Source organism: Streptomyces sp. 8L, from assembly GCF_020176795.1.
Lineage (GTDB): Bacteria > Actinomycetota > Actinomycetes > Streptomycetales > Streptomycetaceae > Streptomyces.
Genome location: NZ_JAIUKE010000893.1, coordinates 1 through 1202, shown reverse-complemented (window position 1 = coordinate 1202; position 1202 = coordinate 1). Strand labels below are relative to the sequence as shown.

The 1202-nt window shown below is 79.4% G+C and carries 2 protein-coding genes; both read left to right on the top strand.

Translation table 11 applies throughout. The features are described from left to right. The coding region (locus tag LCE31_RS39730; RefSeq protein ID WP_225023162.1) for a hypothetical protein at nucleotides 1-336 on the top strand (336 nt) is incomplete at its 5' end. Further along, a complete protein-coding gene (locus LCE31_RS39725; protein WP_225023160.1) occupies nucleotides 336-1055 on the top strand; it encodes a hypothetical protein in 720 nt (239 codons plus the stop codon). The genes LCE31_RS39730 and LCE31_RS39725, both read left to right, overlap by 1 nt. Nucleotides 1056-1202: the final 147 nt, after the last annotated feature.

Sequence of the window (1202 nt, the reverse complement as noted above, 5' to 3'; positions counted from 1 at the left end):
ATCCGCGCCTCGCCGCGCTCGATCAACCGGCAGGCCAGCGCGACGCGCTCGCCGGTCAGCCAGGCCAGCGGAGTCGTGGGGGGGGGGGGGGGGGGCCGCCCGGGGGGGGGGGGGGCGGGGCCCCCCGCGGGGGCGGGGGCCCCCCCCGCCCCCCCCGGCGCCGGGGGCCCCGGCGCGGACACGGAGGAGCTGCGCGAGGTCATGGTCGGCGCCCGCGGGCTCTTCGAGCAGTTGCTCGGGGCCCGCCCCGGTGGCGGCGGCCGTCGCGGCAGGCCGGCCGGACGGACCGGCCGCAAGGAAACGTTCTCGGTGCGACCCAAGGGAAGCGGTGCCTGATGTTCCACAGGAAATCCGATGAGACGGCCCAGCCCGACGAGACGGCCGGGCCCGGCGGACCCGACGCGTCCGACGGCCTCGACGGGCCGGGCGGGCCCCACGCGCCTCGCGACGCGGGCGCCGCCCGCGACGAGGCTCAGGACGGCGACCGGTTCGCGGCCGGGGACGAGGAACCACCGCCCTCGGCGGCCCGGGCGGCGCAGGAGGCCCGTCCCGACAGGACCCGGCCGCGCTCCGCGCGCACGGCCACCGGCGAACTGTACGGAGAGCGCGAGCGGCTCGTACGGCGTGAGCGCGCCCTGAGCCGGGAGCGCGACCTGCGGGAAGCGACCCACACGGGGACCGGCGACAGCGGTGCCGCCCGTACGCCCCCCGCTGCCGGTGCCGGGCGGACGGGACTCGACAAGGACGCCCCCGCCGTGAGCGACGGGCGGCTGCTGCCGCGCTCGGAGAGCGAGGAGTTCGGACGTCGACTCCACGGCGCGCTGACGCACTTCGTGGACGACCCGGGCCAGTCGGTCGAAGAGGCGGCGGCCGTCCTCGAGGAGACGGCCCGACGGCTGGCGGCCGCACTGGAGGAGCGCCCGCGCGCGCTGCGCGCCGACTGGGACACCGGGGCCCGCGGCGGCGGCACGGACGCGAAGGGCGCGGACACCGAACGGCTGCGCCTCGCGCTGCGCGCGTACCGGGAGACGACCGAGCGGCTGCTCGCCATGTGACGTACGCGCGGGGAGCGGGTGGCGGACTCGAACGGGAAGGAGCGGGAGCGGGCCGGCACGGCGAAGGGGCGGGTGACGGACCCGCACAGCGGAGGAGCGGGCGGCGGAACTCGCACGGTGAAGGGGCGGGCGGCGGACCTTCGGGCC

What these genes read in the sequence shown, in the direction of transcription:
- LCE31_RS39725 (WP_225023160.1), top strand. Translation starts at nt 336, where the DNA reads ATGTTCCACAGGAAATCCGATGAGACGGCCCAGCCCGACGAGACGGCC.